The organism is Lentzea californiensis (genome assembly GCF_024648825.1).
In the GTDB taxonomy this organism is placed as follows: domain Bacteria; phylum Actinomycetota; class Actinomycetes; order Mycobacteriales; family Pseudonocardiaceae; genus Lentzea; species Lentzea californiensis.
On sequence record NZ_JANBBE010000001.1, the window covers coordinates 360,415 to 384,332 of the forward strand.

The window sequence follows — 23,918 nt, forward strand, 5'->3', positions numbered from 1 at the left end:
TGCGCACGTGCAGGCCTGATTCACTGTGCGCGTGGACGACCTGATCAGGGCGATGGCCTCGCTGACCGGCTCTTCCGCCGACCCCGAGGTGCTCGGCGGTGACCGCGGCGAGGTCGTGGTGGTGCGTGTCGGCGACGTGGTGGCCAAGGCGTTGCCCGCGGACACCGACGTCGAGGCTCTCGAGCAACGGCTGGAGATCGCGGCGGCGCATCCCGAGTTGATGCTGCCGCCGTTGAAGCCGTTGCAGTTCGTGGACGACCGGCCGGTGACGCTGTGGCCGTACGGGACGCCGGTGAGTCAGGCGGATCCCGACGGCGCGCCGTGGGAGGAGAGCGCGGCACTGCTGGCGAAGCTGCACGCATTGCCCGTGCGAGGGCCCGTGGCCGGTACGCCGGAACGGATTGTGCGCGCTATTGAAGCGTTGCCGCCGGACGTGCCGCATGCAGACGTGGTGTTGCGCGCTTACGAAGTCTTGCCGCCGTTGGACATGAATGGCCGTGCGTTGATCCACGGCGATTGGCATCTCGGGCAGTTGGTGCACCGGGGTGCCTGGCGGCTCATCGACGTGGACGACCTGGGGGTCGGCGATCCGGTCTGGGACTTGGCGCGACCTGCGGCTTTGTTCGCCGCGGGGGTGCTGCCCGACGACCTGTGGGCGCGGTTCCTCAACACCTACCGTGAAACGGGTGGCGTGGCTCTGCCGACATCTGAATGGGAAGCACTCAACATCCCGGCTCAGGCGTACGTTGTGCAGATGGCGGCTCGGGCACTCATGTCCGGGTTGCAGGCAGTGGAACCGCTGGTTGAAGCCTGTCGTCGGATCGTCGCGACGCACGAGAGCAGTGACCGCGGCTAATATCGTTTTTGTCCGGTCCCACCGCAGGAGGCTCACCACGATGCAGTGTCCCAAGTGTCATGCGAACATGCGCACGTTCGACCGCATGGGCGTTCACATCGAGCAGTGCGACGGCTGCCGCGGGGTCTTCCTCGACTACGGCGAGCTCGAGTCGATCACGCGCCTCGAGGCCCAGATGCAGGCCCCTCCGCCCGTCGCAGCGCCGCCGCCCGCTGCCTACCCGCAGCCGGCCCAGCCCGCCTGGGGTGCCGCGCCGCAGCAGGTCCACCACCACCACGGCGGTCACGCGGGCTACGGCGGCGGCTACGGCCACCGCAAGCACCGCGGCCTCGGTGGTCTCTTCTTCTCCTCCTGATGTGCGCGACGGCCCCGGATCTCTGGTTCGGGGCCGTTGACGACTACCGAGAAACAGGTGGATAATCGGTAGTCAACGGGAGGAGTTGCCATGTCCGTCGCGACCGAGGCCGCCCACATCCGAGACCTCTTCGACACGATCGAAGAGCTCGAAGCCGTCGCGTCATCCCTGTCGGAGGGCGACGAACGCCGTCGCCGCCTCGACGGCGTGGTGGCCAAGACCCTTCGCCAAGCCCCGCCGGTCCGTCCCGTGGTGGCAGGCGAACTGCTCGACCTCACCGAGAAGACCGTGAAGGCCTGGGCTCGCGAAGGCGTGCTCGCCATCCACAGCCAGGAACCGCGCATGCTGCTCGACACCGTGCGCCTGCACGAGGTCCTCCACCTGGTGTCCGACCTCCGCCGCGCCGGCAAGACCCGCGGTCTCATCGACGAGGTCCACCGCCGCCTGAGCGACCAGTCACTGCTGGACCGCTCCGACCTCGCCTCGTCCCTCGACGAGATGCGCAGCGGCAAGGGACGCGTGGTCCGCTCAGCTTGATCCAGGTAGTCGAGACCCCCACCGCGCACGCCCAGGCGAACGGCCTGCGCGGCCGAGCCCGCGTCGCCTACGAACGCTTCCTGGACGAACTCGCCCACTCGGGCTGCGCGGCCCTGGGCTACCGCGTGACGGGCCCGGAACCCCTACCCCGCCTGTGCGTGAAGCACCTCAGAGGCGCCGACCGGGCAGTGGTCGCCTTCCCCTCCCCCGAAGTCGTGTGGGTACTCCTGGTGGGTCCACACGACGACGACCCGGGCCTGGACCTCTACGAAGCCCTCTACGAGATGGCAGGCGTCCGCCCCCGCCTCTCGGAGAAGCGCACCAAACCGCGCTGCTGCACCGACGAGTCCGGCATCCCACCCCTGGTGGACGAGCACCTGGTGGACGACCTGGTCATCCGCGCCCGAGCCCTGGCCCGAGCCCGCCGCCGCTAGAGCCCGAGCGCGGGCAGGATCGCCTCGTCCACGATCGCCGCCACTTCACTGGCGTCCGGCACGCGCCCGAGGTCGATGGACAGCTTGAACACCAACGCCTCACCGATCTGCGTGGTCACGAACGTCAACCGCCGAGGATCCACCCGCCCGCTGTCGGCGTAGTGCCGCAGCACCGTCGTGGTGAACGTGGCACCCCTCGGGTCGAACACCCGGCGGTACAGGGCTTCCACCAACTCCGGATGCCGGTCCCGCTCAGCCAGGATCGCCGACACGGCAGCCGCCGCCGGAGTCCGCATCCAGTCCGTCAGCAACGTGAGTGCGCCGATGAGATCAGCACGCAGGTCGTCCGCGCCCGGCGCCGGAACCTCCACCGGATGCGCCTGCGCCAACGCATCGAGCAGCAACTCGTGGGTCGAGGCCCACCGCCGGTAGAGCACGGTCTTCGCCGTGGCGGCCCGACGCGCAACACCCTCCATGCTGACCTGTCCAAGACCGACCTCGACCAGCTCGGCCAGGGCCGCTTCGTGAATGGCGCGAACCAGCACTTCCCCGCGCCGCCGCTCCGACGTCACGCGCCACCTTCCCTTGCAAGCTACGGTGCCGTATCTTAACGCCCCAATAAGCTACGCAGCCGTATCCAACTGGGGTCCTCAATGTCCACATCCTCCGCCGCACCCGAGCCGGGTCGCGCACTGGCACCCGATCTGGCACGAGGCGCGATGCTCCTGCTGATCGCACTGGCCCACGCCCACATGTACCTGTCCGGCCACCCGACGGGCTTCCGCGCCTACGCAACCGACGGCAGCCCCTGGGACCTGCTGGTCACCGGCCTGCAGGTCACCTTCGTGGACGGCCGCGCCATGCCGATGTTCGCCGCACTGTTCGGCTACGGCCTCACACAGATCGCCGGCAAACAAACCAGCGACTGGCACCGAACTCGCAGCTTGTTGCGCAGACGAAGCCGCTGGCTGCTGGCGTTCGGCGCCTGCCACGCCCTACTGCTGTTCTTCGGCGACATCCTCGCCGCCTACGGCTTGGCCGGCCTCCTGCTGACCAGCACACTGCGCTGGCGCGACCGCTCATTGGTCATGCTCGCCACCGGATGGCTGCTCGTCCACGCCACCGCGATCACCCTGACCGGCCTGCAGATAGCCACCTTCGGCGGCCCGTCAGGCATGACCTCCGCCACCGACCCGATCACAGCCCTGACCGACCGCCTGACCCAGTGGTCCACCCTCACACCGTTCCTGCTGATCGAACTGATCGTCCCGTTCCTGGTCGGCACCTGGGCAGCCCGCCGCCACCTGCTGACCAGCCCGAACCGGCACCTCCGAACACTGCGCGCCACAGCGGCCGCCGGCATCAGCACCGCCGCCCTGGGCGGCCTGCCGCTGGCATTGCTGGACGCCCAGGTCTGGACAGGCGTTCCCGCCACCCTGTCCGTCCCGGCCTACACCCTGCACGGCCTGACCGGCCTGGCAGGAGGCCTCGGCTACGCAGCACTGACGGGCGTGATCGCAGCCCGCACCACCACCCAAGGCCCAGTGCTGACAGCCCTGGCAGCCTGCGGACAACGCTCCCTGACCTGCTACCTGCTGCAGTCCGTGGTGTTCGTAGCGATCTTCGCCCCATACACGGGCGGCCAAGGCACAGAACTGGGAACAGCAGCAGCCTCTGGCATCGCGCTCTGCACCTGGCTGGCCACCGTCCTGCTGGCCAACGCCCTGCACCACGCCAACCGCCCCGGCCCAGCCGAGACCCTCCTCCGCAGACTCACCTACCGATCTTGCCGAAAACAAATCTTGTCCGTACAGCAATAGTTGTCTAGGCTTTGGTCATCACGACGAACGGAGACCACGATGTCCTTCCAGGCCTACCTCGACGGCGCGGAGAAGAAGACCGGCAAAACCCCGGCCGAACTGCTGACGGCAGCCGCAGAACGCGGCTTCGACGGCACCACGAAGGCAGGCGTGGTCCTGGAGTGGCTGAAGACCGACTACGACCTGGGCCGAGGCCACGGCATGGCGCTCTACCACGTGCTGAAAAACGGCGCGCAGATCACCGAGAAGCACGTGGGCACCACAGGCAGCCACCGAGACGCCTCGACAACGCTCCACCTGGACGGCATCGCCAACCGCTGACGGCAGGCCAAAGCAGGGGTCCCCGCGGACTCAGCGTCCCCCGCGACCCAACGTACAGAGCAGGTCTGACACTCCCGCAAGCCAAACGGAAGCCCCGGCGCCAGGACGCGGACGGAGCCGGGACGGGCTGGACAGCCATATCGCTGGCGAAGCCGAAGGCGAGCCGTCCTTACCGAGCGGGCCCAACGCAACCAAACAAAACAACAGGCAGCCGCCCAAACCAGCAGGCGTGCCATCAACCCGCTGAGGGCGCCCTCCCCCGATCAGATTGCCGGGGGTCTGGGGGCAGAGCCCCCACAGGAAGCACGCAACGCAAGCCGGCCGCCCGCACGGTGACCACCCGCAAGGCCGCCACCCGCACCCCAGCGAACACAAAACAGCCCCCAGAGCCAAAGCTCCAGGGGCCGTTCCGAACTACAAGCTACGAACTAGCGGTAATCCCGCCCGAAGTCGTAGTCATCCAGCGGCACCGCGGCACCAGTCCCAGTACCGAAGACGTCAGGCGTGTAGTACCCGTCGTCGTAAGAAGGAATCGCGTAAGCAGCAGCGCGAGCCTCCTCGGTCGGCTGGACCTGGATGTTGCGGTAGCGGTTGATACCGGTACCAGCCGGGATCAACTTACCGATGATCACGTTCTCCTTGAGACCGATGAGCTTGTCCGAGCGCCCGTTGATGGCAGCGTCGGTCAGCACACGAGTGGTCTCCTGGAACGACGCCGCGGACAACCAGGAGTCGGTCGCCAGCGAGGCCTTCGTGATACCCATCAGCACCGGACGACCAGCGGCCGGCTCGCCACCCTCGGCGACGACGGCGCGGTTGCCCGACTCGAAGTCCGCACGCTCGACCAGCGAACCGGGCAGGAACTCGGTCGCGCCGGAGTCGATGATCGTGACCCGGCGGAGCATCTGCCGGACGATGACCTCGATGTGCTTGTCGTGGATCGCCACACCCTGGGCGCGGTACACCTTCTGGACTTCGCCCACGAGGTGCAGCTGCGCTTCGCGCGGGCCCATGACACGCAGGACCTCGTGCGGGTCCGGCGTACCTTCCAGCAGCTGCTGGCCGACGGACACGTGGTCGCCGTCCTGCAGCGGGCCGGTGGCCGTGTTGGCGAGACGCTGACGCTTGGACAGCTTCTCGAACACGATCTCCTCGGAGCCGTCGTCCGGGATCAGCGTGATCTTCCAGAAGCGGTCGCCGTCCTCGATGCGGACGCGACCGTCCACATCGGCGATCGGCGCCTTGCCCTTCGGGACGCGGGCCTCGAAGAGCTCCTGGACACGGGGCAGACCGGTCGTGATGTCGTCACCGGCCACACCGCCCTGGTGGAACGTACGCATCGTCAGCTGCGTGCCGGGCTCACCGATCGACTGGGCGGCGACGATGCCGACGGCCTCGCCGACGTCGACCAGCTGGCCGGTCGCCATCGAGCGGCCGTAGCAGGACGCGCACACACCGACCGGGGACTCGCAGGTCAGCACCGAACGCACCTTCACGCGGAGGATGCCGGCCTCGACCAGCGACACGAGTGCCGGGTCGCCGAGGTCGTCGCCGCGGTTCAGGACCAGGTTGCCCTGGGCGTCGGTGATGTCGTCCGCCACCGTGCGGGCGTAGACCGAGGTCTGCGCGAACTCGTGCATGCCGACCTTGTCGCCCAGCTGCTCGCCGACGGTCATCTGCACGCCACGGGTGGTACCGCAGTCGACCTCGCGGATGATGACGTCCTGCGAGACGTCCACCAGACGACGGGTCAGGTAACCCGAGTCGGCGGTGCGCAGTGCGGTGTCGGCCAGACCCTTGCGGGCACCGTGCGTCGCGATGAAGTACTCCAGCACCGACAAGCCCTCGCGGAACGAGTTCTTGATCGGACGCGGGATGTACTCACCCTTCGGGTTGGTGACGAGACCACGCATACCCGCGAGTGAACGGACCTGCGTCATGTTGCCGGCGGCGCCGGACTGCACGATGACGCGGATCGAGTTGTCCTCGGGGAAGTTGTCTTCCATGATCTCGTGGACCTGCTCGGTGGCCTTGGTCCACACCTTGACCAGCTCGGAGTTGCGCTCGTCGTGCGAGAGCTGTCCGCGCTGGTAGCGCTTCTCGACGGCGTCCGCGAGGCGCTCGTGCTCCTCGAGGATGTCCTGCTTCGCCGCGGGCACGAGAACGTCCGAGATCGCGACGGTCACACCGGAACGGGTGGCCCAGTGGAAACCGGCGTCCTTCAGCTTGTCCAGCGTCCGGGCGACGGTGACCATCGGGTACCGCTCGGCGAGGTCGTTGATGATGATGGCCTGCCGCTTCTTGGGCATGACCTCGTTGATGAAGGCGTAGTCCTGCGGCAGGATCTCGTTGAACAGCACGCGACCCAGCGTGGTCTCCGCGAGCCACGGCTGACCGGGCTCCCAGCCTTCGGGCTCCTGGCCCTTGGGCGGGTTCTTGTCGGAGACGCGGATCTTCACCATCGACTGCAGGCCCAGGACCTTGCGGTCGAACGCCATCAGCGCCTCGGCGGGCGACGAGTACGAGTGACCCTCGCCGATGTCGCCGACCTTGTGACGGGTCAGGTGGTACAGGCCCGTCACCATGTCCAGACGCGGCATGGCCAGCGGCTTGCCGGACGCCGGGGACAGGATGTTGTTCGACGACAGCATCAGGACGCGGGCCTCGGCCTGCGCCTCGGCGGACAGCGGCAGGTGGACTGCCATCTGGTCACCGTCGAAGTCGGCGTTGAACGCTTCACAGACCAGCGGGTGCAGCTGGATGGCCTTGCCCTCGACCAGCTGGGGCTCGAAGGCCTGGATGCCGAGGCGGTGCAGCGTAGGTGCGCGGTTGAGCAGCACCGGGTGCTCGGTGATGACCTCTTCCAGCACGTCCCACACGGCCGGGCGCGCACGCTCGACCATCCGCTTGGCGGACTTGATGTTCTGGGCGTGGTTGAGGTCGACGAGCCGCTTCATCACGAACGGCTTGAAGAGCTCCAGGGCCATCTGCTTGGGCAGACCGCACTGGTGCAGCTTGAGCTGCGGGCCGACCACGATGACCGAACGGCCGGAGTAGTCGACGCGCTTGCCGAGCAGGTTCTGGCGGAACCGGCCCTGCTTGCCCTTGAGCAGGTCGGACAGCGACTTCAGCGGGCGGTTACCGGGACCGGTGACCGGGCGGCCGCGGCGGCCGTTGTCGAACAGCGCGTCGACGGCCTCCTGCAGCATCCGCTTCTCGTTGTTGACGATGATCTCGGGCGCGCCGAGGTCGATCAGTCGCTTCAACCGGTTGTTGCGGTTGATGACGCGGCGGTACAGGTCGTTCAGGTCGGACGTCGCGAAACGGCCACCGTCGAGCTGCACCATCGGGCGCAGGTCCGGCGGGATGACCGGGACGCAGTCCAGGACCATGCCCTGCGGGTTGTTGCGGGTCGCCTGGAAGGCGGCAACGACCTTGAGGCGCTTGAGCGCACGCAGCTTCTTCTGGCCCTTGCCGCTGCGGATGGTCTCGCGCAGGATCTCGGACTCGGCGTCGACGTCGTAGTCACCCAGGAGCTTCTGGATGGCCTCCGCGCCCATGGCACCGGTGAAGTAGTCGCCGTAGCGGTCGTAGAGCTCGCGGTAGAGCAGCTCGTCCGCGATCAGCTGGGCCTTGTCCAGCTTGGTGAACGTGGACCAGATCTCGTCGAGGCGGTCCAGCTCGCGCTGGGCGCGGTCGCGGAGCTGGCGCATCTCACGTTCGCCACCCTCCTTGACCTTGCGGCGCACGTCGGACTTGGCACCCTCGGCCTCGAGCTCGGCCAGGTCGGCCTCGAGCTTCTGGGCGCGGGCCTCCACGTCGGCGTCACGACGGTTCTCGACGCGCTTGCGCTCGACCTGCATCTCGCTCTCGAGCGTCGGCAGGTCGTTGTGGCGCAGCTCGGCGTTCACGCCCACGATGACGTAGGCGGCGAAGTAGATGATCTTCTCGAGGTCCTTGGGGGCCAGGTCGAGCAAGTAGCCCAACCGGCTGGGGACGCCCTTGAAGTACCAGATGTGCGTGACCGGAGCGGCGAGCTCGATGTGGCCCATGCGCTCACGACGCACCTTCGCACGGGTCACCTCGACGCCGCAGCGCTCACAGATGATGCCCTTGAAGCGCACGCGCTTGTACTTGCCGCAGTAGCACTCCCAGTCCCTGGTGGGACCGAAGATCTTCTCGCAGAACAAGCCGTCCTTCTCAGGCTTGAGCGTGCGGTAGTTGATGGTCTCGGGCTTCTTGACCTCGCCGAAGGACCACTGGCGGATGTCGTCCGCCGTCGCGAGTCCGATGCGGAGCTCATCGAAGAAGTTGACGTCGAGCACGTCTACTCTCTTCCCCTTTTTAGATCGGTGGCAAAGGAGCTGGTCTGAGGGCGGGTGAAGGGGACGCGGGAGGCATCCCCAACACCTGCCGGCGAGGTGACTAGTTGACGACGTCGTCCACGGAGGGCGACTCGGACCTCGACAGGTTGATGCCGAGGTTCGCGGCCGCGCGCTCCAGGTCTTCGTCGTCGCCGTCGCGCATCTCGATCGCGGCACCGTCCGAAGACAGGACCTCGACGTTGAGGCAGAGCGACTGCAGCTCCTTGAGCAGCACCTTGAAGGACTCCGGGATACCGGGTTCCGGGATGTTCTCGCCCTTGACGATGGCCTCGTAGACCTTCACGCGACCGAGCACGTCGTCGGACTTGATGGTGAGGAGTTCCTGCAGGGTGTATGCGGCGCCGTACGCCTGCATCGCCCAGCACTCCATCTCACCGAAGCGCTGACCACCGAACTGCGCCTTACCACCCAGCGGCTGCTGCGTGATCATCGAGTACGGACCGGTCGAACGCGCGTGGATCTTGTCGTCCACCAGGTGCAGCAGCTTCAGGATGTACATGTAGCCGACCGACACGGGGAACGGGTACGGCTCGCCGGAGCGGCCGTCGAAGAGCTGCGCCTTCCCGTTCTCCTTGACCATGCGCTCGCCGTCGCGGTTCGGGATCGTCGAGCCGAGCAGACCCGTGATCTCCTCTTCCTTCGCGCCGTCGAACACGGGGGTCGCGGTCTTGGTGCCGGGCTCGACATCCATCAGGTCCTCGGACAGGTTCTTCGCCCAGTCCGGGTCCCCGTTGATGCTCCAGCCCTGCTTGGCGATCCACCCGAGGTGGGTCTCCAGCACCTGGCCGATGTTCATACGCCGCGGCACACCGTGGGTGTTCAGGATGATGTCGACCGGCGTGCCGTCCTCGAGGAACGGCATGTCCTCCGCGGGGAGGATCTTGCCGATGACGCCCTTGTTGCCGTGGCGGCCGGCGAGCTTGTCGCCGTCCTGGATCTTGCGCTTCTGGGCCACGTAGACGCGGACGAGCTCGTTCACGCCCGGAGGCAGCTCGTCGTCGTCCTCACGCGAGAAGACGCGGATGCCGATGACCTTGCCGTACTCACCGTGCGGCACCTTCAGCGACGTGTCGCGAACCTCGCGCGCCTTCTCACCGAAGATCGCGCGGAGCAGGCGCTCCTCGGGCGTCAGCTCGGTCTCGCCCTTGGGCGTGACCTTGCCGACGAGGATGTCGCCGGGCTGGACCTCGGCACCGATGCGGATGATGCCGCGCTCGTCCAGGTCGGCCAGGACCTCTTCGGAGACGTTCGGGATGTCCCGGGTGATCTCCTCGGCGCCGAGCTTCGTGTCGCGGGCGTCGATCTCGTGCTCCTCGATGTGGATCGAGGTGAGAACGTCGTCCTGCACGAGGCGCTGCGACAGGATGATCGCGTCCTCGTAGTTGTGGCCTTCCCACGGCATGATCGCCACGAGCAGGTTCTTGCCGAGCGCCATCTCGGCGTTCTCGGTGCAAGGACCGTCGGCCAGGACCTGACCCGCCTCGATCCGGTCGCCCTCGTTCACGATGGGCTTCTGGTTGATGCAGGTGCCCTGGTTCGAGCGACGGAACTTGTGCAGCGCGTAGGTGTTGCGCGCACCGTCGTCGGCCATGACGGTGATGTAGTCGGCGGAGACCTCCTCGACCACACCCGTCTTCTTCGCGACGACGACGTCACCGGCGTCGACCGCGGCACGCAGCTCCATGCCGGTGCCGACGAGCGGCGACTCGGAGCGGAGCAGCGGGACGGCCTGACGCTGCATGTTCGCACCCATCAGGGCGCGGTTCGCGTCGTCGTGCTCGAGGAACGGGATCATGGCGGTCGCGGCCGACACCATCTGGCGCGGCGAGACGTCCATGTAGTCGACGTCGGTCGGGTCGATGAACTCGACCTCGCCGCCCTTCTTGCGGACCAGGACGCGGTCGTCGGTGAAGTTGCCCTCGTCGTCGACCGGCGAGTTCGCCTGCGCCTTGACGAAGCGGTCTTCCTCGTCCGCGGTCAGGTAGTCGATCTGGTCGGTGACCCGGCCGTCCGTGACCTTGCGGTACGGGGTCTCGATGAAACCGAACGGGTTGACCCGGGCGTAGCTCGAGAGCGAACCGATCAGGCCGATGTTCGGGCCTTCCGGCGTCTCGATCGGGCACATGCGGCCGTAGTGCGACGGGTGGACGTCGCGGACCTCCATGCCGGCGCGCTCACGGGACAGACCGCCGGGCCCCAGTGCCGACAGGCGGCGCTTGTGGGTCAGACCCGCGAGCGGGTTGGTCTGGTCCATGAACTGCGACAGCTGCGAGGTGCCGAAGAACTCCTTGATCGCCGCCACGACGGGACGGATGTTGATCAGGGTCTGCGGCGTGATGGCCTCGACGTCCTGCGTGGTCATGCGCTCGCGGACGACGCGCTCCATGCGGGACAGGCCGACGCGGATCTGGTTCTGGATCAGCTCGCCCACGGTGCGCAGACGACGGTTGCCGAAGTGGTCGATGTCGTCGACCTCGACGGGCACGTCGCCACCGGCGGCGGCGTCCATCATCGTCTCACCGGCGTGCAGCCGGACGAGGTACTCGATCGTCGTGACGATGTCGTCCTCGGTGAGGACACCGGTGTTGATCTCGGTGTCCAGGCCCAGCTTCTTGTTGACCTTGTAACGGCCAACCTTCGCCAGGTCGTAGCGCTTGTCCTTGAAGAACAGGTTCTCCAGCAGGGCCTGCGCCGACTCCTTCGTCGGCGGCTCGCCCGGACGCAGCTTGCGGTAGATGTCGAGCAACGCCTCGTCGGTACCCGCGGTGTGGTCCTTCTCGAGCGTGGTCAGCAACGTCTCGCTGAACGCGAACCGCTCGCGAATCTGCTCCGTGCTCCAGCCCAGAGCCTTCAACAGCACCGTCACCGGCTGGCGACGCTTCCGGTCGATGCGGACACCGACGGTGTCGCGCTTGTCGACGTCGAACTCCAGCCAGGCACCCCGGGACGGGATGATCTTGACGCTGAAGACGTCCTTGTCGGTCGTCTTGTCGACCGCGGTGTCGTAGTACACACCGGGCGAGCGCACGAGCTGGGAGACCACCACGCGCTCGGTGCCGTTGATGATGAACGTGCCCTTGTTCGTCATCATCGGGAAGTCACCCATGAACACCGTCTGGCTCTTGATCTCGCCAGTGGTGTGGTTGGTGAACTCCGCCGTGACGAACAACGGTGCCGCGTACGTCATGTCCTTGTCCTTGCACTCTTCGGTCGAGGCCTTGACCTCGTCGAAGCGCGGGTCGGAGAAGGACAGTGACATGGAGCCGGAGAAGTCCTCGATCGGCGAGATCTCGTTGAGGACCTCTTCGAGGCCGCCCGTCGGGGTCTCGTCGCCGGCGTCGACGCGGCGCTGGAACCACGCCTCGTCGCCGGTCAGCCACTCAAAGGACTGGATCTGCAGGTCAAGCAGGTTGGGCGTCGAAAGCGGCTCGTTAATCTTCGCGAACGAAACCCGCTTCGGCGCTCCAGGGATCCCCGACGTGGAGTTGGTCGCAGCAGTGGCCTTGGTCGCGCGAGAGATCGCCAAGATGCGTCCTTCCAGGGACAAATAGCTGGCTAGAGCGAACTAGCACGGCTGTCAAGGGTGCGGCGCTGCTCGACTAATCCACGCTCTCGGCGAAGGGCAAGCGGAAAATGGGCAGCGCAAAGGGGCAGTCTAGCCACACGCACGGCGACTGTCGAGAGGCACCTGGAAGGACCCTCCTCTTGCTCACCGACAGAGTGACCCTGCATGAGCGCGCAGTCAAGATGTTGCGGCTCGATCCACCCTCTGGATGGAGCGCTGTTTACTTGCAGTCACTCATTTGACCTGCACAAACACGTGTGCGGCCGTTTTGGTGGGAAGTTGACGGCCTCAAGTGGACTTACAGAGGGCCACGAGATTTGTGTGATCGAGATCACGCGTGTCGGGGCTGGCGGAGTACGTGTCCACGGTGCATCTGGGGCTCCTGTGACGTCCTCGCAGCGAAGTTGATCTTAGGGGACGGAGATCAGGTACCCGACACCGGGCCGGGCCAAACGACCACCCTTGCCCCCGTTGCGAACGGCACGCGGGGACCTTCCGTACCGCATGTCGGTACGGAAGGTCCCCGCGTGCGGTCAGCAGCCCTGGAGTTGGCGGTTCTGCTCCACCGTGGCCCCGAACATCTCCATGTTGTCGATCTTCCACCGGCCACCGTCGTCGACCGCACTGACGCGGAGCATGGCGGTGCCGCCGCCCGACTGGTTGTCGGTGGTGCGGGTGGTGACCTGGTCGGCGAACACGAGCACGGTGGCGTGGTCGTCCTTGAGCGACGACACGGCTGATGACACCACGCGGACGGTCACGACGAGCTTCTGCTGCGGCGCGACCTCCTTCACGGGGCCGAACACGGCGTTGTACTGGCACAGGGCCTTGCCGGTGAGCAGTTCCCTGGCGGCCTTCTCGGTCGACTCGACGTCGGCGAAGTTGTACGAGAACGACTTCTCCACGGCCTCGCGGACCTGGCCGTTGACCTCCGAGGTGGTGGCCGAGTCGACCAGGGCGGCGTCGTAGGACACCGAGCGCGACTTCACCAGGAAGAACGTGCCCAGGCCGCCCAGCAGCACCGCGACCAGGAGCAACGCCACCGGAAGCGCCCAGCCGTCCTTCAGGCCGGTCCTGCCGGTGACCGGCTCGGCCTCGTCGGCGGAGGCGGGTTCCTCAGCGGCGGGCTTCGTCCGCGCGGCCGGCTCCTTGACGGGGGGCGGCGTCCACTCGACCGCGTCCGGCGCCTTGAGGTCTGTCTGTTCGAGCACGGCCTCCGGCGTCACGTCCTCGACCACGGCCTCGGCGGCGGGCTCCACGGCAGGCTCCGCCGCGGGCTCGGCGGACGCGCGCCGGTTCAGGCCGGCGACCTTGGGACGGCCTCCGGCGGGCGGCGTGGGGATGGGGCGGCGGCGGGGTGGGGGCACGTGCACTCGTTCCAATCAGCTCTGGCCGGATCAGACGCTTGACCGCAGCGGGCCCAGCTGGCTCAGCTTCCAGCCGTCCTCGGTGCGGGTGAGCTTGGTCAGGTACCGGTTGATCTTGGTGACCTTCTGGCCGCCGTCGGGCGTCACGGTGCTCTCGACCACGGCGATCATCGACGCGCTGCCGGCGCGGTCGTCCAGCTCGGTGATCGCGGCGTCCAGCACCTTCGACGTCGTCACGGACTTGGCGTCGACCAGCTGCTTCTTGCGCGAGTCCTTGTCCTTGTCGATCTCCGCGCGCAGGTCGCCGGTCGACGAGTTGAGCCAGCGCTGCAGGTCCTCGTCGACCTTCTTGTAGTCGAGGGTCAGGAAGTTCGTGACGCCGACCTGGCCGGACCGCAGTGCCTCGTCGCGCACCGAGGCGAACGCCGACTCGGACGAGTGCGACGCCGAGTACCAGGCCACGCCCGAGTACGCGGCGAAGCCGAACGTCAGCACCGCCAGGACGGCGGCGGCACCCAAAATCATTCTGGCCGTGAAGATCCGCACTACTTCTTCCCCTCCGGCAAGCCCAGCAGCTGGCCCAGCGACGTCAGCAACGGCACCTCCGGCGCGGCGGTCTGCCCCGCCGGCTCCTGACCCGGCTGCGTCGTCGCGTTGCCGACCGGCGTGGTCGGCGTTCCACCATATGGCGCATTCTGCGAGCCTCGCACCGAGGTCGCCGACCCGCGCGCGAGAGCGCAGTACGCCTGTGTGTTCAGCGGCGCGGCAGAGGTGTCGCCACCGGGACGAATCGTCGTGCCCTCGTATCCGACGGTGCACGGCATCGGGTCGAACACGTTCAGGGCCAGCCCGAAGTGCGCCGACCCGTCACCCGGCGCCACGGAGAACCCGCCGCCGACGGCGATGGGGTACGTCACCGCGATCTGCTCCAGACCGTCGCGCCTGGTCACGAGGATGTTCGACGTGGTCAGCAGGTTCGCGAAGACCACCCCGAGGTTCGGCCCGCTCTCCTTGAGCAGCGCCGACACCTGCTCGGACGCCGGCGGCACGGCCACGATCAACCGCCGCAGGTCGCCGTCGGAGGCCTTGAGCTGCTCGGCGAGCAACCGCAGGTCCCCGCTGAACGACCGGATGGCGCCACCGGAAGCGGCCTGCGTGGCCAGCACGATCCGCCCGTCCTGCAGCAGCTGCGTCGTCTGCGGCAGGTGCTCCTTGGCGGCCGCCGTGAACGCCGCGGTGTTGTCGATCAGCACCTGCAGGTCGCCACCGGTCCCGCTGAACGCCGTGTGCAGCTCGTCGACCACGGTCCTCAGGGAGTCCGTCGGCACCGAGGAGGCGAAGGCGTCCAAGTTGGACAGCAGCCCGTCGACCGGCGGAGGCGTGCGGGTCGCCGAACGCGGGATGACCGACCCGGCCTCCAGGTACGGCCCGCCGTCGCTCTTCGGCCGCAGGTCCACGTACTGCTCCCCCACGGCCGACCGGTTGGCCACGACGGCCTCGGTCGCCGAGGGCACGCGCGGCGCGTCGGCGTCCAGTTCCAGGTCGACCTCGATGCCGTCGGACGTCAGCCGCAGCTGCCCGACCCGCCCGATCGTCACGCCGCGATAGGTCACCTCAGCGTTGGTGAAGATGCCGCCCGAGTCGGCGAGCTGCATCGTCACGACCTTCGACGCCGACTTGAACAGACCGATGTAGGTAGCGCTGACGTACGAGATGCCCAGCAGCGCGACCAGCGCGAACGCGCCGATCTTGAGCTTCGTCGACCGCAGGATCACTTGCGACCACCTCCCAGCAGCCCGCCGAGCAGGTCGCCCAGCCCGGACCCGGTGCCCTGCCCGAGGTTCGGCAGCGGGATGTTCGGCATCGGCAGCGGCGTGCCCTGCGACGGGATCAGCGAGTCGATCGGCGACTGCCGCGACCTGCCGAGGTTGTCGAGCACCGTGCCGAGGTTCAGGTCGAGGTCGATGAACGCGTTGGTGTAGTCGCCCTTGATGCCGTCGACAGCCTCGTCCGGGAACGGGTAGGTCAGCAGCAGCTCCAGCGACTTCGGCAGGTTCTGCCCAGACTCGACGAGCTTCGTCAGCGTCGGCTGCAAGGCCTTCAGGTCCGCCACGATGTCGTCACGGCTCCTGTTGATCGTGTCCGTGGCGACGTCGGAGAGCTTGTCCAGCGACTGCAGCAACGTCACGAGCTGCGTGCGCTGCTCGGCCAGCACCTTCAGGCCGGGCTCCAGGTCCGTCAGCGCGATCGCGATCTTGTCGCGCTGCTGCGCCAGGGTCCCCGCCAGCCGGTTCATCGAGTCGAGCGCGCGGACGATCTCCGACTTGTGCTTGTCCAGCTCCCCGACGAACGTGTTGAGGTTGCCCAGCAACGAGCGGATCTCCTTCTCGTTGCCCTCCATCGCCGCGTTGAGCTCCTTGGTGATGTTCTGCAGCTGCGCGACACCACCGCCGTTGAGCAACATCGACAACGCTCCGAAGACCTCTTCGACCTCGGGGTTGCGGTTGGTCCTGTCCAACGGGATCACGGCGTTGTCGGCGAGCCTGCCCTCCGCAGCCTGTGTTCGATCATTCTTGGGAGGCTTGCCGAGCTCGACGAACTTCTCGCCCAGCAACGCGGACTGGCGCAGCTTCGCGAAGGCGTTCGCCGGCAGCTGCACGTCACCGTTGACCAGCAGCGTCACTTCGGCGGTCCAGCCGTCCGGGCCCAGGTCGATCTTCTCGACCCGCCCGACCGGCACGTCGTTGACCTTCACGCCGGCCTGCGGCACCAGGTCGAGGACGTCCTTGAACTGCGCCTTGACCCGGTACGGGTGATCACCGACGTCGGCGCCGCCCGGCAGCGGCATGTTGTAGACGCCGTCGAACCCGCCCGAGCCGCAGCCCGAGACCAGCAACAGCGCCGTCAGCCCTACGACCAGCTTCCTCACCGGGGCACCCCCGCGAGCGGCAGGGGCAACGGCAGCTTGCCCGCGTTGAGGTCGCTGATGATCTCGGCCGGCGGCTTCAACGGCACCACGCCGGTCAGGATCGGCTCCAGCTGCTTGCAGGTCTGCGCGAGGATCGGCGGCACGTTGTTCGGCGTCGCCTGCTGGATCAGCTTGCAGATCAGCACGATCGGCGGCTGGTTCAGCTCGTTGATGTTCGCGCGAACGTCGAGCGTCCCGGACGCCGCGTTGTAGGAGTTCTGCAGGTTGCCCAGGGCCAGCGGGGCGACGTCGAGCGTCTCCGCCAGCGCGGCCCGCTGGTTCACCAGCACCTGCGTGATCGAGGCGAGCTTGTCCACGTTGGACTTGAGCACCTCGCGGTTGTCCTTGATGAACCCCTGCACCAGACCCAGCGCGGTCGCGAGCTCCGACAGCGCCGCGCCGAGGTCGCCGCGTTCGTCGGCCAGCATCTTCGACACGTCCGCGAGCTGCCTGTTGAAGTCGCGGACCTGGCTGTCGTTCGCGGCCAGCATCGCGGTGAACTTCTGCAGGTTGTCGACCGTGGCGAACAGGTCCTCCTTGGACCCCGACAGCGTCCGGGTGGCCTGGCCGAGGTTCTTCAACGTGTCGTTGAGCGCCTGGCCGTTGCCTTCCAGGTTGCGAGCGGCCGAGTTCAGCAGGTCCGCCAACGCCCCGTCGGCGTTCGCGCCGTTGGGACCCAGCGCGGTCGTGAGCTTGTCGAGCGAGGAGTACAGCTCGTCCAGCTCGACCGGCGTCGCGGTGCGCTCGCGCGGGATCACGGCGTCCTCGCCCAGCGTCGGACCACCGGTGTAGGCGGGCGCGAGCTGCACGTACCGGTCGCTGACCACGCTCGGCGAGACCACGACGGCCTGCGCGTTCTCCGGCACCCGCACGTCGCGGTCGACGGTGAACACGACCTTCACGGTCTTGCCCTCGGGCGTGACCTCGTCGATCGTGCCGACCTTCACGCCGAGGATGCGCACGTCACCGCCGGGGTAGACGCCGACGGCCGCCGCGAAGTGCGCGGTGACCTTGCGTCCGTTCATCCCGTTGAAGACCCACCAGAGCCCGGCCGTCACGACGAGCGCGAGCACGCACGCGACCGCGATGAAACGGCCGACCTTGCTGTGAGCTGCTGTAGTCATCGCTGCACTCCCGGAGGCAGGCAGCCTTCCTCGTTGAACCCGACGACGCCGAGGTTCACCGAGGGCGGCAGCAGACCGCAGATGTAGGTGTCGAACCAACGACCGTTGCCCAGGGTGTTCGCGAACACCCGGTAGAACGGCGCCATCAGCGCAAGGCTGCGGTCGAGGTTCTCCTGGTTGCGCTCCAGGATCGTGGTGACCCTGCCGAGCTGTTCCAGCGCCGGCTTGAGCTGGCTCTGGTTGTCGTTCACCAGGCCGCTGAGCTCACGGGACAGGTTCCGCGTGCCGGTCAGCAGGGCGCTGATCGCCTCGCGGCGCTTCCGCAGCTCGCCGAGCAGCAGGTTGCCGTCCGACAGCAGCTTCTCGAACTCGGCGTTGCGGTCGGCCAGCGTCTTTGTCAGCTGCCGCGTGTTGTCCAGCAGCTTCGCCAGCTGCTCGTCGCGCGAGGAGATCGTCTTCGACAACGCGGACAGGCCGTCCAGCGCGCCCCGGACGTGCTCCGGCGAGTTCTTGAAGGTGTCCGAGAGGACGGTGAAGCTGTCCGCGAGCTGCTTGGTGTCGATCTGGCCGACGGTCGTCGCGAGCCCGTTGAACGCCTCGTTCACGTCGTACGGCGCGAGCGTGCGTTCCTTGGGGATCGGGTCGCCGGGCGACAACGGCTGGGTGCCTTGCGGGTCCAGCGCCAGGAACTTCTGCCCCAGCAACGTCTTGATGCGGATCATCGCGGTCGACCGGTCGCCCACCCAGGCGTCCTTGACCTTGAACGTCACCCGCACCCGGTCGCCGTTGAGCCTGACCTTGGTGACCTTGCCGACCTTCACGCCGGCGACGCGGACCTCGTTGCCCGGCACCAGTCCCGCGGCCTCGCTGAAGTCCGCGGCGTAGCTCGTGCCGCCGCCGACGATCGGCAGGTCGTCGGAGTAGAACGCGGCCAGCAGCAGCAGGGCGATCAGCGTCAGGCTGACCGCGCCGGTCCTGATCGGGTTGCTCGTCCTCATCGGCGGCACCTCTGCTGTGTCACCGGCAACGCCGTGATCGGGATCGGGTCGTTGATGACCGGCGGCACGGCGATCTGGCCGCTGGCCTCGCACAGGTAGAAGTTGAACCACGAACCGTAGGTCGCGGTCCGCGTGATCGTCTCCAGCTTGCTGGGCAGGCGCTGCAACATGCGGTCGACGAGCACCTCGTTGTCGCCCAGCGTCTTCGAGACGATGCCGAGCTGCGCGATGTCGTTCTTGAGCGGCTCGCGGCCCTGCTCCAGCAGGCCGGAGGTGGCCTGGGTCAGGTCGCCGAGCGCGGTGATCGCCTCACCGATCGGCTGGCGGTCCTGCGCGAGGCCGGAGACCAGCGTCTGCAACGTGATCACGAGGTTGTTGAAGTCCTCGTCGCGCGAGTTCACGGTCTCCAGCGCGGTGTTGAGGTTGTCGACGACCTCGCCGATCACCTTGTCCTTGCTGGCCAAAGTGCTGGTCAGCGAGGCCGTGTGCTGGAGCAGGCTGTCGATCGTGCTGCCTTCTCCCTGCAGCACCTGGATGATCTCGAACGACAGCTTGTTCACGTCGTCCGGCGACAGGGCCTGGAAGAGCGGCTTGAAGCCGTTGAACAGCACGGTCAGGTCGAGCGCGGCCTTCGTGCGTTCCAACGGGATCGTGCCGCCCTCGGCCAGCACCGCCAACGTGTCACCGGTGCCGGACTCCAGCGCGATGTACCGCTGCCCCACCAGGTTGCGGTACTTGATCGTCGCCGTCACCGCCTCCGGCAGCTTGCGGTCGCCGTCGATGGAGAACTCCACCTCGGCGGTCTTGCGGTCGACGACCTTGATCCCGTCGACCTGCCCGACGCGGACACCGGCGATGCGGATGTCATCACCCTCGTTCAGCGCGGTGACGTCGGTGAACTGGGCCTTGTACTCGGTGGCACTGGCCAGGTTCACGTTGGCGATGGTGACCGCGAGCAACGACGTGGCGAGGATCGTGACCACCGCGAAGGCGATCAGCTTGAGCAGCGGGGCCAGCAGTCCCTTCACTTGACGGTCACCTCCGTTCCGCGGACCAGGGGCCCGAGCAGCAGGCTCGACCAGCCGGGCATGTCCTGCGGATCCACGCCGACGCGCGGTCCGAAGAGTGCCGCGATCAACCTGGCCTCCTCCGGCGAGTTGGCGAGCCGCAGCACGTCAGCGGACTGCGGCACGGTCACGTTGCCCGCGGTGGCGGGCGGCAGCACCCCGTCGTTCGCGACGCGCGCGGGCGGCGGCGAGCTCGACCCGTCCTGCACCGGACCCTCCGGCGGGTACTGCGGGAACGGGTTCGGCCGCGGGATCAGGTCGTAGCAGCGGGGTCCGCGCTTGTCCCGGTACTCGGGCTCGTCGAGGTTCGGCTTGTACTTGCCGCGGTTCTGCGTGATCTCCAGCGTGATGTGCAGGCCCGGCTCGTCGGTGCCCTCGCCGAACGCCTTGCTGATGACCGGCTCGAACTCCGTGAGCCCCTTGAGCAGGCACGGGTACTCGGGCGCGTACTCGGCGAGCAGCTCCAGCGTCGGGCGGCTGGTGTCGGCGAGCGAGATGATGTTGTTCTTGTTGACCGTGACGAAGCTGGTGACGTCCTGCGACGTCGTGGTCAGCGAGCCGTAGAGCGCGAGCAGGTTCTCGCGCTGGTCGACGACGGTCTTGGTCGTCGTGGTCATGTCGTTGAGCGCCTGCAACAGGTCCGGCGCGGCGTCGGAGTAGACGTTCGCGACGTCCGCGAGCTTGGAGATGTTCTCCTTCAGCGCGGGCAGCTGCGGGTTGAGCTCACCGAGATAGGAGTCCAGCGACACCAGGGTCTCGCCGAGCGGCTTGCCCCGTCCGTCGAGCGCCTGCGACAACGCGGTGAGCGTCGTGGCGAGCTTCTCCGGCTGGATCGCCTGCAGCACCGGCATCAGGTTGTCGAGCACGCGTTCGAGCTCGATCGCGCTGCTCGTCCGGTCCTGCTCGATGACCGCGCCCTGGGTGATGGCCGCACTCTTCTGCTGCGGCAGCACCAGGTTCACGTACCGCTCGCCGAACAACGTCTTGGGCAGCAGCCGCGCGCTGACGTTGGCCGGGATCTGCTCGACCTTGTCCGGCTCGAGCGCGAGCTCCAGCTCGGCGCCGTCCCCGCTGGTGCGGATGGCCTTCACCGACCCGACGATCAGCCCGCGCACCTTGACGTCGCTCGCGGTCATCAGCTGGTTGCCGATGTGGTCGGTCTTGAGCGTGACCTTCACGTAGTCGCTGAAGGCGTCCTTGTAGAGCGCCACCGTGAGCGACAGGAACATGGCGATCGCGAGAAGAAAGGCGATGCCCAGCACGCGTTTCTTCATCCGGCGATCCTCACCGTCGTCGTCGCGCCCCAGATCGCGAGGCTCAGGAAGAAGTCGAGCAGCGCCGTCGTGACGATCGCGGTCCGCACCGCACGTCCGACCGCGACCCCGACGCCGGCAGGTCCGCCGGACGCGCGGTAGCCGTAGTAGCAGTGGGTCATGATGATCACGACCGCGAAGACCAGCACCTTGCCGAACGACCAGAGCACGTCGATCGGCGGTAGGAACAGGTTGAAGTAGTGGTCATATGTGCCCGCCGACTGCCCGTAGAACTCCACGGTGATCGTTCTGGCCGCCAGGTAACTCGTCAGCAGGCCGATCACGTACAGCGGGATGATCGCGACGAACCCGGCGATGATCCGCGTGGTGACCAGGAACGGCAGGCTGGGGATGCCCATGACCTCCAGCGCGTCGATCTCCTCGGAGATCCGCATGGCACCCAGCTGCGCCGTGAACCCGGACCCGACCGTCGCCGACAACGCCAGCCCGGCCACGAGCGGCGCGATCTCACGGGTGTTGAAGTAGGCCGACACGAACCCGGCGAAGGCCGACGTGCCGATCTGGTTCAACGCCGTGAAGCCCTGAAGGCCGACCACGGTCCCGGTGAACACGCTCAGCCCGACCATGACGCCGATCGTGCCGCCGATGACCGCGAGCGCCCCCGACCCGAAGCTGACCTCGGCCAGCAGCCGCATCGTCTCCTTGGAGTACCGCTTGAGCGCGCGGGGCGTCCAGGCCAGCGCCTTGATGTAGAACGACAGCTGGTCGCCGAAACCGTCCAGGGTGGACAGCACCTTGTTCGCCATCAGCTCCCCTTCGCGGGCACGACCTGCAGGTAGATCGTGGTGAGGACGAAGTTGACGAAGAACAGCAGCAGGAACGTGATGACCACGGCCTGGTTCACCGCGTCACCCACGCCCTTGGGCCCACCGGCCGGGTTGAGGCCGCGGTAGGCGGCGACGATGCCCGCGATGAACCCGAAGATCAGCGCCTTCAACTCGCTGATCCACAGGTCGGGCAGCTGCGCCAGCGCGGAGAAGCTCGCGAGGTAGGCGCCGGGCGTGCCGTCCTGCATGATCACGTTGAAGAAGTAGCCGCCCATCACGCCGACGACGCTCACCATGCCGTTGAGCAGCACGGACACGAGCATCGCCGCCAGCACCCGAGGCACCACGAGCCGATGGATCGGCGACACACCGAGCACTTCCATGGCGTCGATCTCCTCGCGGATCTTCCGCGACCCGAGATCCGCACAGATGGCCGAGCCACCGGCTCCGGCGATCAGCAGCGCCGTCACGATCGGACTGGCCTGCTGGATGATCGCGAGCACGCTGGCCGCACCCGTGAACGACTGCGCGCCGATCTGACGGGTCAGCGACCCGAGCTGCAACGCGATGACCGCGCCGAACGGGATGGACACCAGCGCCGTGGGCAGCACCGTCACGCTGACGATGAACCAGCTCTGCTGGATGAACTCCCGCAGCTGGAACGGCCGCCGGAACGTGGTCCGCACGACGTCGATCCCGAGCTGGCACAGCTTCCCGGTCTCCCGCAGCGCGCCGGCACCGGGGAAGGAGGCCTGAGTGGTCACAGAACACCACCCTGCCGAGGCCACGGGCTGGGCAAAGGCGCCACCGCGGGAGCACCGGCATGCACGCCGTACCGCAACTGCTCCTCAGCGGTGAGACTCTCGATGATTCCTTGCTGAGCCTGGTGCGGCAGCTGGTGGATGATCGTCATGACCCGGTCCTTGCGCCGCCGCACGGCGTCCCGGAACGGCAACCCCGGCGTCGGCTCGATCTGCGGGATGATCCCCCGGACGTCCTCGGACGTGGACCCATCCGAATGCCCGGCGTCCGCATGAGCCTGCTCGGCCGCCATCGTGGCCGTGTCCTTCTCCTCGGACATGCCGATGGGCCCGAGCCGCCGCCCGTTGAGGAACTGCTCGACAACAGGCTCGTCACTGGTCAGCAGCACCTCGCGCGGCCCGAACATGACGAGCTCGCGCCGGAACAACATCCCCAGGTTGTCCGGCACGGTACGAGCAATGTTGATGTTGTGCGTGACGATCAGGATCGTCGCGTCGATCTGGGCGTTGAGATCGATCAACAACTGACTCAGGTACGCGGTGCGCACCGGGTCCAGCCCGGAGTCGGGTTCGTCGCACAGAATGATCTCGGGGTCGAGCACCAGCGCACGGGCAAGACCAGCCCGCTTGCGCATACCGCCGGAGATCTCACCGGGCAACTTCTTCTCAGCCCCGACGAGACCGACCATCTCCATCTTCTCGAGGACGATCCGCCGAACCTCGGCCTCGGTCTTCCGAGTGTGCTCCCGCAACGGAAAGGCGATGTTGTCGTACAGGTTCATGGACCCGAACAACGCACCGTCCTGGAACAGCACGCCGAACATCTTCCGAATCTCGTACAACCGGTGCTCAGAACACCGAACAAGATCCGTTCCGTTGATGACGATCTTGCCCTGCTCAGGCTTGAGCAACCCCACCAGCGACTTCAGGAACACGCTCTTGCCGGTACCGGACGGCCCGAGCATCACGCTGACCTCACCCGGCGGCAACGTGAGCGTGACGTCCTGCCAGATGGTCTGCTTGCCGAAGGACTTGGTCAAACCCTCGACGACCACCTCGACGCCCATCCGCACCTCCGCACACGCCCAGGACACCGCAGCGATCGGCGTCACACCTGGGCAACGAGTTCGTTCGCGGCAGGTTACTCACCAGTTGGCCTAACGGCGGTTGCGTTCAGATAACAGCACGCAGGGTGACCTCGCAAAACGGTCACGACCGCCTAGACCACTGCCTGCCAACCGGCACTTTCGAGACCGATG

The 23,918-nt window shown here is 67.2% G+C and carries 20 protein-coding genes; 6 read left to right on the plus strand and 14 right to left on the minus strand.

The genetic code is table 11. The features are described from left to right. The first annotated feature begins 31 nt into the window (after positions 1-31). The 4 genes from LX88_RS01935 (at position 32) to LX88_RS43460 (ending at position 2,182) form a co-directional block, all read left to right on the plus strand. Positions 32-856: a phosphotransferase family protein gene (locus tag LX88_RS01935; protein WP_258946159.1), complete on the plus strand. Its 825-nt coding sequence runs from the start codon at positions 32-34 to the stop codon at positions 854-856. 40 nt (positions 857-896) lie between these two features. Continuing rightward, the gene (locus LX88_RS01940; RefSeq protein ID WP_258946160.1) at positions 897-1,211 is read left to right on the plus strand and encodes a TFIIB-type zinc ribbon-containing protein; all 315 of its coding nucleotides are present in this window, start codon (positions 897-899) and stop codon (positions 1,209-1,211) included. Positions 1,212-1,301: 90 nt separating this feature from the next. Continuing rightward, positions 1,302-1,748 (plus strand): hypothetical protein, encoded by a 447-nt coding sequence (locus LX88_RS01945; protein ID WP_258946161.1) that lies wholly within the window; start codon positions 1,302-1,304, stop codon positions 1,746-1,748. Continuing rightward, positions 1,745-2,182 carry a hypothetical protein gene (locus LX88_RS43460; protein WP_090065876.1) on the plus strand — a complete coding sequence of 146 codons (438 nt, stop codon included), beginning with the start codon at positions 1,745-1,747 and terminating at the stop codon, positions 2,180-2,182. The genes LX88_RS01945 and LX88_RS43460 overlap by 4 nt, the downstream gene beginning before the upstream one ends. Here the strand turns inward: LX88_RS43460 and LX88_RS01955 are convergent. After that, positions 2,179-2,754: a TetR/AcrR family transcriptional regulator gene (locus tag LX88_RS01955; RefSeq protein WP_258946162.1), complete on the minus strand. Its 576-nt coding sequence runs from the start codon at positions 2,752-2,754 to the stop codon at positions 2,179-2,181. The two genes, LX88_RS43460 and LX88_RS01955, sit on opposite strands and share 4 nt — an antisense overlap. 147 nt (positions 2,755-2,901) lie before the next feature. Between LX88_RS01955 and LX88_RS01960 the strand changes: the two genes are divergently transcribed. Beyond that, positions 2,902-4,002 (plus strand): DUF418 domain-containing protein, encoded by a 1,101-nt coding sequence (locus tag LX88_RS01960; RefSeq protein WP_258946163.1) that lies wholly within the window; start codon positions 2,902-2,904, stop codon positions 4,000-4,002. Between the two features lie 39 nt (positions 4,003-4,041). Then, positions 4,042-4,323, plus strand: coding sequence for a DUF4287 domain-containing protein (locus LX88_RS01965; protein ID WP_258946164.1), 282 nt, complete (start codon positions 4,042-4,044; stop codon positions 4,321-4,323). 428 nt (positions 4,324-4,751) lie between these two features. Here the strand turns inward: LX88_RS01965 and LX88_RS01970 are convergent, their stop codons facing one another. The 13 genes from LX88_RS01970 to LX88_RS02030 all read right to left on the minus strand — a co-directional run bounded on the left by LX88_RS01970 (position 4,752) and on the right by LX88_RS02030 (position 23,726). Next, positions 4,752-8,648: a DNA-directed RNA polymerase subunit beta' gene (locus LX88_RS01970; protein ID WP_090065878.1), complete on the minus strand. Its 3,897-nt coding sequence runs from the start codon at positions 8,646-8,648 to the stop codon at positions 4,752-4,754. Positions 8,649-8,748: 100 nt separating this feature from the next. Further along, positions 8,749-12,234: a DNA-directed RNA polymerase subunit beta gene (gene rpoB / locus LX88_RS01975; RefSeq protein WP_090065879.1), complete on the minus strand. Its 3,486-nt coding sequence runs from the start codon at positions 12,232-12,234 to the stop codon at positions 8,749-8,751. Between the two features lie 572 nt (positions 12,235-12,806). Continuing rightward, a complete protein-coding gene (locus LX88_RS01980) occupies positions 12,807-13,640 on the minus strand; it encodes a hypothetical protein (RefSeq protein ID WP_258946165.1) in 834 nt (277 codons plus the stop codon). A 30-nt stretch (positions 13,641-13,670) separates the two neighbouring features. Beyond that, on the minus strand, positions 13,671-14,186 hold the full coding sequence (locus LX88_RS01985) for an Rv1363c family protein (protein WP_258946166.1): 516 nt from the start codon (positions 14,184-14,186) through the stop codon (positions 13,671-13,673). Continuing rightward, the gene (locus LX88_RS01990) at positions 14,186-15,415 is read right to left on the minus strand and encodes an MCE family protein (RefSeq protein ID WP_258946167.1); all 1,230 of its coding nucleotides are present in this window, start codon (positions 15,413-15,415) and stop codon (positions 14,186-14,188) included. The genes LX88_RS01985 and LX88_RS01990 overlap by 1 nt, the downstream gene beginning before the upstream one ends. Then, a complete protein-coding gene (locus tag LX88_RS01995; RefSeq protein WP_258946168.1) occupies positions 15,412-16,569 on the minus strand; it encodes an MCE family protein in 1,158 nt (385 codons plus the stop codon). The genes LX88_RS01990 and LX88_RS01995 overlap by 4 nt, the downstream gene beginning before the upstream one ends. Beyond that, positions 16,566-17,732, minus strand: a complete 1,167-nt coding sequence (locus LX88_RS02000; protein WP_258946169.1) for an MCE family protein — start codon at positions 17,730-17,732, stop codon at positions 16,566-16,568. Before LX88_RS02000 ends, LX88_RS01995 begins: the two co-directional genes overlap by 4 nt. After that, positions 17,729-18,730, minus strand: coding sequence for an MCE family protein (locus LX88_RS02005; protein WP_258946170.1), 1,002 nt, complete (start codon positions 18,728-18,730; stop codon positions 17,729-17,731). The genes LX88_RS02000 and LX88_RS02005 overlap by 4 nt, the downstream gene beginning before the upstream one ends. Further along, complete coding sequence (locus LX88_RS02010; protein ID WP_258946171.1) at positions 18,727-19,758, minus strand: MCE family protein; 1,032 nt, start codon at positions 19,756-19,758, stop codon at positions 18,727-18,729. The genes LX88_RS02005 and LX88_RS02010 overlap by 4 nt, the downstream gene beginning before the upstream one ends. Next, entirely contained in the window at positions 19,755-21,071 is a 1,317-nt protein-coding gene (locus tag LX88_RS02015; protein ID WP_258946172.1) for an MCE family protein, read from the minus strand. Before LX88_RS02015 ends, LX88_RS02010 begins: the two co-directional genes overlap by 4 nt. After that, the gene (locus LX88_RS02020; protein WP_093606336.1) at positions 21,068-21,877 is read right to left on the minus strand and encodes an MlaE family ABC transporter permease; all 810 of its coding nucleotides are present in this window, start codon (positions 21,875-21,877) and stop codon (positions 21,068-21,070) included. Before LX88_RS02020 ends, LX88_RS02015 begins: the two co-directional genes overlap by 4 nt. Then, positions 21,877-22,662, minus strand: a complete 786-nt coding sequence (locus LX88_RS02025) for an MlaE family ABC transporter permease (protein WP_090065887.1) — start codon at positions 22,660-22,662, stop codon at positions 21,877-21,879. Before LX88_RS02025 ends, LX88_RS02020 begins: the two co-directional genes overlap by 1 nt. Further along, positions 22,659-23,726 (minus strand): ABC transporter ATP-binding protein, encoded by a 1,068-nt coding sequence (locus LX88_RS02030; RefSeq protein WP_258947583.1) that lies wholly within the window; start codon positions 23,724-23,726, stop codon positions 22,659-22,661. The genes LX88_RS02025 and LX88_RS02030 overlap by 4 nt, the downstream gene beginning before the upstream one ends. Positions 23,727-23,918 lie beyond the last annotated feature (192 nt).